Origin of the sequence: Burkholderia sp. E168m23, from assembly GCF_016586125.1 — a bacterium.
GTDB classification, from domain to species: Bacteria; Pseudomonadota; Gammaproteobacteria; order Burkholderiales; family Burkholderiaceae; genus Burkholderia; species Burkholderia orbicola.
Window position 1 is genome coordinate 1 of the sequence record NZ_BCPP01000287.1, and the last position, 7,144, is coordinate 7,144.

General features: G+C 68.9%; 7 protein-coding genes. 3 read left to right on the plus strand and 4 right to left on the minus strand.

Annotated elements, in window-relative coordinates; translation table 11 throughout:
- On the plus strand, positions 1-177 hold a 177-nt coding region (locus JMF90_RS16405; RefSeq protein WP_374104240.1), incomplete at its 5' end, for an urease accessory protein UreF.
- A gap of 14 nt (positions 178-191) precedes the next feature.
- Positions 192-839 carry an urease accessory protein UreG gene (gene ureG / locus JMF90_RS16410; protein ID WP_006476704.1) on the plus strand — a complete coding sequence of 216 codons (648 nt, stop codon included), beginning with the start codon at positions 192-194 and terminating at the stop codon, positions 837-839.
- Positions 840-902: 63 nt separating this feature from the next.
- Here ureG and waaA read toward each other — a convergent pair whose 3' ends face one another.
- The 4 genes from waaA to JMF90_RS16430 form a co-directional block, all read right to left on the minus strand.
- Positions 903-2,264 (minus strand): lipid IV(A) 3-deoxy-D-manno-octulosonic acid transferase, encoded by a 1,362-nt coding sequence (gene waaA / locus JMF90_RS16415; RefSeq protein ID WP_175809012.1) that lies wholly within the window; start codon positions 2,262-2,264, stop codon positions 903-905.
- Positions 2,265-2,301: 37 nt separating this feature from the next.
- Positions 2,302-3,186, minus strand: a complete 885-nt coding sequence (locus JMF90_RS16420) for a Kdo hydroxylase family protein (RefSeq protein WP_011544767.1) — start codon at positions 3,184-3,186, stop codon at positions 2,302-2,304.
- 23 nt (positions 3,187-3,209) lie between these two features.
- Positions 3,210-4,205 (minus strand): lipopolysaccharide heptosyltransferase I, encoded by a 996-nt coding sequence (waaC, locus tag JMF90_RS16425; RefSeq protein ID WP_006485129.1) that lies wholly within the window; start codon positions 4,203-4,205, stop codon positions 3,210-3,212.
- 172 nt (positions 4,206-4,377) lie between these two features.
- The gene (locus JMF90_RS16430) at positions 4,378-5,772 is read right to left on the minus strand and encodes a phosphomannomutase/phosphoglucomutase (protein WP_023475260.1); all 1,395 of its coding nucleotides are present in this window, start codon (positions 5,770-5,772) and stop codon (positions 4,378-4,380) included.
- Positions 5,773-6,017: 245 nt separating this feature from the next.
- On the opposite strand from JMF90_RS16430, the gene JMF90_RS16435 reads away from it, so the two are divergent.
- Positions 6,018-7,144: lipopolysaccharide biosynthesis protein (locus JMF90_RS16435; protein ID WP_201325229.1), on the plus strand; the 1,127-nt coding region annotated here is incomplete at its 3' end.

A 7,144-nucleotide genomic window follows, 5' to 3' on the forward strand; every position in this document is an offset into this window, starting at 1 on the left:
GTGCCGCTCGGCCAGCTCGCCGGGCAACGCATCATCGTCGCGCTGCGCGGCGCGATCGACGCGGCCGTGCGCCGTGCGCTCGCGACGCCGCCCGACGCCATCAACACGTTCGCGCCGCAGTTGGGCATCCTGTCCGCGCGGCACGAAACCCAGTACTCGCGGTTGTTCCGCTCCTGAACTTGATCCACACCATGAACGCACCCGCTCCCTCCTCCGTCCGCCGTACGAAGAAACTGCCGCCGCTGCGCGTCGGCATCGGCGGCCCCGTCGGCTCCGGCAAGACCACGCTGCTCGAAATGCTGTGCAAGGCGATGCGCGACCGGTACGACCTCGTCGCGATCACCAACGATATCTATACGAAGGAAGACCAGCGGCTGCTGACGGTCGCGGGCGCGTTGCCCGAGGAACGCATCATGGGCGTCGAGACGGGCGGCTGCCCGCACACGGCGATCCGGGAAGATGCGTCGATCAACCTCGAGGCCGTCGACCGGATGCTCGCGCGCTTTCCCGATGCCGACATCGTGTTCATCGAGTCCGGTGGCGACAATCTCGCGGCGACCTTCAGTCCCGAGCTGTCGGACCTGACGATCTACGTGATCGACGTCGCGGGCGGCGAGAAGATTCCGCGCAAGGGCGGCCCGGGCATCACGAAGTCCGACCTGCTGGTGATCAACAAGACCGACCTCGCGCCGCTGGTCGGCGCGAACCTCGACGTGATGGCGTCCGACACGCGGAAAATGCGCGGCGAGCGGCCTTACGTGATGACGAACCTGAAGGCGCTCGACGGCGTCGCGGACGTGATCGCGTTCATCGAGAAGAAGGGCTTGCTGACGGTGTGAGCGGCATGGCGACGGCGCACGTCGCCGCCATGCGTTCGGGGGCGGCCTTGCGCCGCCCTTCGTCTATTCGTCTTCGGAAGCCGCGCTCGACTGGTCCGGCAACGCACGCGTGCCGGCTGCGGCAGGCGGCAGCAGCGCGGCGAGCACGTCGACCGTGCGCGCGGTCGCGCCGCGGTGACGCGCCGCGAAGGCCGCGCCGGCCGCACCCATCGCGATGCGCCGCGCCTTGTCGGCGAACAGCGCGTCGAGCACGTGCGCGAGATCGAGCGGATCTTCGACCTGCATCGCCGCCCCTGCCGCGACCGCGTCGGCAGTCGCCTGCGTGAAGTTGAACACGTGCGGCCCGATCAGCACCGGCACGCCGACCGCGCACGCTTCGATCAGGTTCTGCCCGCCGAGCGGCAGCAGGCTGCCGCCGATGAACGCGATGTCGGCCGCCGCGTAGTACGCGCCGAGCTCGCCCATCGAATCGCCGAGCAGCACCGTCACGTCATCCGCCAGCGGTTCGGCGGCCGGCCGGCCCGCCGCGAGCGCAGCCGCATCGGCCGCCCACACCGAGCGCCGCACGCACTTGAGCCCGCTGCGCGCGACGAGCGCCTCGACTTCGGCAAAGCGCTGCGGATGACGCGGCACGAGCACCAGCAGCGCGCCAGGCGTGCGCATTTCCGCGAACGCCTGCAGCACCAGCACCTCTTCGTTCTCGCGCGTGCTGGCCGCGACCCACACCGGCCGCGCGCCGATCGCGTCGCGCCATGCATGGCCGCGTGCCGCGAGTTCCGGCGGCGTCGTCATGTCGAACTTCAGGTTGCCGAGCACGGTCACGTTGCGTGCGCCGAGCGACGTCAGCCGCTCCGCATCGGCCGGGCTCTGCGCGAGCACGCGCGAGAAGCCGCCGAACACGTCGCGCGTCGCCGCGCCGAACTTCGCCGCGCGCCGGAACGAACGCGCGGACATCCGCGCATTGGTCAGCACGAGCGGCACGTCCGCGCGGCGGCACTCGTCGATCAGCGTCGGCCACACCTCGGTTTCCATCACGAGGCCGAGCGTCGGCCGCCACGCGCGCAGGAAGCGCCGCACCGCGCCCGGCATGTCGTAAGGCAGATAGCAGCGCAGCACGCGATCGCCGAAGATCTGTTCGCCCGTCGCACGGCCGCTCGGCGTCATGTGCGTGAGCAGGATGCGCGCATCGGCGCGCGCGCGCATCAGCGCATCGATCAGCGGCTGCGCGGCGCGCGTCTCGCCGACCGACACCGCATGCACCCAGATCAGCGGCGCGCGATCATCCGGCGAGCGGCCCGCGACGTGACCGAAGCGCTCGCCGATATGCTCGCGATAGCCGCGCTCCTTGCGCGAGCGCACATAGAGCCGGATCACGGCGGCCGGCGCGACGAGCCACCACAGCGCACGATAGATCGCCCTCAGCATGCGGTCGCCCTTGAGTTACGTCGAAGCAGGGGCGCGCTCAAACCAGCGCCCTGCCCGTCAGGCGTTCGAGAATGCCGAGCGGCGCGCATTCGCGGCGCACCATCGCATCGACCGGCAGGAAGAAGGTCTGCTCCAGCATGAACTGGCCGGACATCACAGCGTGCGAAGTCTGATCGGAGAAACATATCCACACGCTGCCCGGCGGAAACGGCATCGTCTGCTGGGGACACGTCTTCTGATAGTCGAGATCGGCCTTCATCCCGTCGTGCAGGTTCAGCATCAGGTGGTCGTACGCGCTGCGCGGCGATTTCGTTACGTGCAGGAGGTTCAGCAGCCACGCCGAGCCCGGCAACTGCGGCCGGATCTTCGGCAGGAAGCGCTTCGCGACATCCTCGAACGGCTCGCCGACACGCCACACGCGCGGCACGCCGGCCGGGTTCACGTTCGTGAACACGCGCAGGATGCGCTCGCCGTAGTTCGGCCGCGACGGGAACGCGTCGACGTGCAGCCGGCTGTCGTCCTTGCGCCACGACGTCTGGCGCGTTTCGACCTGCATCAGCCGCAGGCTCGTCGGCGCGACGCGCAGCTTGCCGCGGTATTCGGGGAAAAGGCCGTCGACGAGCGTGCCGGCCTGCTGCTGGAAGCGCGCGACGAGCGCGCGCACGGCCGACTGCGTGACGCTGTCGCCGAGCACGCCGGCAAGCGCGCCGCCGTTCGGCGCGAGACTGATGTTCTTGCGTTTCGGATCGGCGAGCGCCGGATCGAGCAGCGCTTCCTCGCCGCCGTCGATCGCGAAGCGCAGATGCGGGAAATACAGCACCTTGCCTTCCTCGACCGCGGCGAGCAACTGCTCGCGCGGCGCCGACAGGTTGTGCCCGCTCCAGTCGGCGGACGGGACTTCGATGATCTGGGATTCGCTCATGATCGGTTCGCGTGTGGACAGCGTTACAGGAGACCGAAGCCCGCGAGCGCCGACTTCACCTGCGCGATCGACGGGGGCTGCCCCGCCGTGCCGAGATTGACGACGTTCGGCGACCAGTAGCCGCCGGTCCGCCAGGCCGTCGCGAAATTGTACAGTTCGACCGTCGGACGCTTCAGCGCGGCCGCGATGTGAACCAGACCTGTATCAACCCCGACCGTCGCGGCCGCGCCGTCGATCAGACCGACCACGGCCGGCAGCGACAGCTTCGGCGGCACGATCGCCGCCGCGCCGAATTCCTTCGCGAGCCGCTCGCTGGTCGCGCGTTCCGCGTCGTTGCCCCACGGCAGCACGAGCGACGCGCCGCGCCGCACGAGCGCCTGGCCGAGCTCGATCCATGCCGCGTCCGGCCACTGCTTGTCGGCGCGCGACGTCGCGTGGACGAACACGACGTACGGCACCGGCAGGTTCAGGCCGAGCGCGGCCACCGCGAGCGCCGCCGCCCGCGTGTCGAGGCCGAATTCGACCGGATCGGCCGGAGTCGGCGCCGGGTCGTCCAGCGCGGCCGCGACGAGTTGGCGCGAGCGCTCGACCACGTGCGTGCGCGGCGCGATCGGCACGCGCTTGCGATAGAAGAAGCGCACCGGCCATTCGTAGCCGGCGCCGTCGGTCCGGTTGCCGAGCCCGACGAGCGGCCCGCGCGCCCAGCTCGCGACCCACGCCGTCTTGATGAGGCCCTGGCAGTCGATCACGAGGTCGTACTGCTCGGCCGCGAGGCGCCGGCGAAATGCGCGAATCTCGCGCCACGTCGCACCCGAGAACGGCTTCTTGCGCCAGCGGCGCAGCGAGAACGGCAGCACGTTGCGCACGCCGTCGACGAGCCGCACGAGGTCGACGAAGCTTTCCTCGACGAGCCAGTCGATCTGCGCATCGGGGTGGCGGCGCCGGATATCGGCGATCACCGGCATGTTGTGCACGACGTCGCCCAGCGACGACACGCGCACGATCAGGATCTTTTGCACGCTGAAAAAACGCCGACTGGCAGCCGGCGACAGACATAAAGGGGGGATTTTATCCCGGCCGGACGACCGGACAGACAAAAAGCGGCCGCGCGCCCGGGGCACGCGCCGCTTTTCGAGATAAACACGGCCGATGAACCGGCCGTCGTACGGGCGGCCCGCCGGCCGCCGGCGCTCAGAACGGCAGCTTGACGTCCGGCTTCGCGGCCGTCAGCACGCGGCGGAAGTCTTCCTGGATGCGCTTGAGCCCTTCCTGCGTCTCGGCCTCGAAGCGCATCACGACGACCGGCGTCGTGTTCGACGAACGCGCGAGGCCGAAGCCGTCCGGGTACTCGACACGCAGGCCGTCGATCGTCACGACTTCGTCGGCGCCGTCGAACTTCGCCTCTTTCTGCAACTGCTCGATCAGGCGGAAATTCTCGCCTTCGTCGAGCCAGAGCTGCAGTTCCGGCGTGCTCATCGCGTCCGGCAGGCTGTTGAGCAGCGCGCTCGGATCGGCCGTCTTCGCGAGGATCTCGAGCAGGCGCGCACCGGTATACAGGCCATCGTCGAAGCCGTACCAGCGATCCTTGAAGAACACGTGGCCGCTCATTTCGCCGGCGAGCGGCGCACCCGTCTCGCGCAGCTTCGCCTTCACGAGCGAGTGACCCGTCTTCCACATCAGCGGCTCGCCGCCCTTCGACTTCACCCACTGCGCGAGGTGGCGCGTGCACTTCACGTCGTAGATGATCTGCGCGCCCGGATTGCGCGACAGCACTTCTTCCGCGAACAGCATCAGCTGGCGGTCCGGATAGATGATCTGGCCGTCCTTCGTGACGACGCCCAGACGGTCGCCGTCGCCGTCGAACGCAAAGCCGAGCTCCGCATCGGTGTCCTTCAGCGCCTGGATCACGTCCTGCAGGTTTTCCGGATGGGCGGGATCGGGGTGGTGATTCGGGAACGTGCCGTCGATGTCGGTGAAGCGCTCGACGAGCTCGCAGCCGAGCGCCTTGAACAGGCGCGTCGCGAGCGGACCGGCGACGCCGTTGCCGGCGTCGACCACGATCTTCAGCGGCCGCGCGAGCTTCACGTCGCCGACGATGCGCGCGATGTATTGATCCGCGACGTCGATCTGCTCATAGGTGCCGCTGCCGGACTCGAACCGCTCGTCGACGATGCGGCGGTACAGCGCCTGGATCTGCTCGCCGTAGATCGCCGCGCCGCGCAGCACCATCTTGAAGCCGTTGTAGTCGGGCGGGTTGTGGCTGCCCGTGACGACGATGCACGAATCGACGCGACGCTCGCCGCCCTTCAGCGCCAGCGGCACGTTCGCCGCGAAATAACCGACCGGCGTCGGCACCATGCCGACGTCGACGACGTCGACACCGGCCGCACGCAGGCCGTCGGCCAGCGCGCCGACCAGTTCCGGCCCGGACAGGCGGCCGTCGCGCGCGACGACGACCGCATCGCCGCCCTGCGCACGGACTTCGCTGCCGAATGCCCGGCCGATTCCGCGCGCCGTGTCGACGTCGAGTGTCTTGCCGACCACGCCACGAATGTCATATGCCTTGAAGATGGATTGGGAGATCATCGATTCTCTTCTCTCAGTTGCGTGCATGGAAAATTGTCTGGCTTGCGCGGGCCGCCGCTCACGGGTGCCGCGCATGATACATGCCTGCCGGCGGAACACCGCGCACAACGGCTGGAGCAGCCGCGATCCCACTTATAATCGCGGGTTTTGATGACGCGCATGTCGCCCATTTTAATGCCTAGCCGCTCCGCCGCCGCCCACCCGCCGCTTCCGGCCGCCCTCCGCGCGCGCCGCCGCTGCCGCGCATGCTGAAGCGCTTCGGCAACCCGGACGTCGCGAAGGCCGTCGCGAACCTCGTCTGGCTGGGGCTCGAACGGCTTACGCAAATCGGCGTCGCGATCGCGATCAGCGGCCTGCTGGCCCGTTATTTCGGGCCAGATGTGTTCGGCAAATGGCAGTATGCGAATACGCTTCTCCTGGTACTGGCGCCGCTCACCTGGGTGTGCGGCGCGGAAATCCTCGTCCCCACCATCGTCCAGCGCCCGCCCGCGCAGCTCGGCGCGGTGCTCGGCAGCGCGTTCGTGCTGCGCATCGCCGTATCGGTCGCCGCGCTCGCCGCGACCTGGATCGCGATCGCCGCGGGCGCCTTCGATCCGCTGGTCGGCGCGATGCTCGCCGGCCTGGCCGTCACGATGGTGTTCCGCGAGCCGTTCGTCGGCGTGATCAACGCGTGGCTGCAGAGCATGACCTACAGCAAGCCGCAGCTCGTCACCAGCATGCTCACCGCGCTCGCCAAGGCGCTGCTCGTCTGGCTCCTGGTGCGCGCGGCCGCCGGCCCCGCCCGTTTCGCGTGGCTGTGGGCGCTGGAAGCCGCCGCGATCGGCCTCGCGCTGCTGCTGTACTACCGCCATCGTAACGGCGGCGCGCTCGGCTGGACGTTCGACAAGCCGCTGTTCCGGCACTTTGCCACGGCCGGCACCGTGTTCTGGCTCGGCCTCATCTGCATGTACCTGTTCCTGAAGCTCGACCGCCTGATGCTCGAGCGCCATGTTTCGTTCGCCGATCTCGGCCGCTATTCGGCCGCGCAGCAGCTCAACGAGAACTGGATCACGCTCGCGCTGATGCTCGCGCAGACCATCGCGCCCGCGTTCGTCTACCGCGTGCAGGACGTCGCGCGGCTGCGCCGCAACATCGTCCGGCTGATCGCGATGACGGCCGGCCTGATGACGGCCGGCGCGCTCGTGCTCGACGCCGCCGCCCCGCTGATCGTCGGCAGGGTGTTCGGCCGCGGCTACGAAGCGTCCGTCGACATCTTCCGCTGGGCCGTCTGGCTGTCCGTGCCGGCCGGCATCGAGGCGATAGGCAATCTTATCGTTCTCAAATATCAAGCAAAATTCGTGTTGCTGACGAAATGGCTGCTCGCGCTAGCCAT

What these genes read in the sequence shown, in the direction of transcription:
- ureG (WP_006476704.1), top strand. Translation starts at nt 192, where the DNA reads ATGAACGCACCCGCTCCCTCCTCCGTCCGCCGTACGAAGAAACTGCCG.
- waaA (WP_175809012.1), bottom strand. Translation starts at nt 2,264, where the DNA reads ATGCTGAGGGCGATCTATCGTGCGCTGTGGTGGCTCGTCGCGCCGGCC.
- JMF90_RS16420 (WP_011544767.1), bottom strand. Translation starts at nt 3,186, where the DNA reads ATGAGCGAATCCCAGATCATCGAAGTCCCGTCCGCCGACTGGAGCGGG.
- JMF90_RS16430 (WP_023475260.1), bottom strand. Translation starts at nt 5,772, where the DNA reads ATGATCTCCCAATCCATCTTCAAGGCATATGACATTCGTGGCGTGGTC.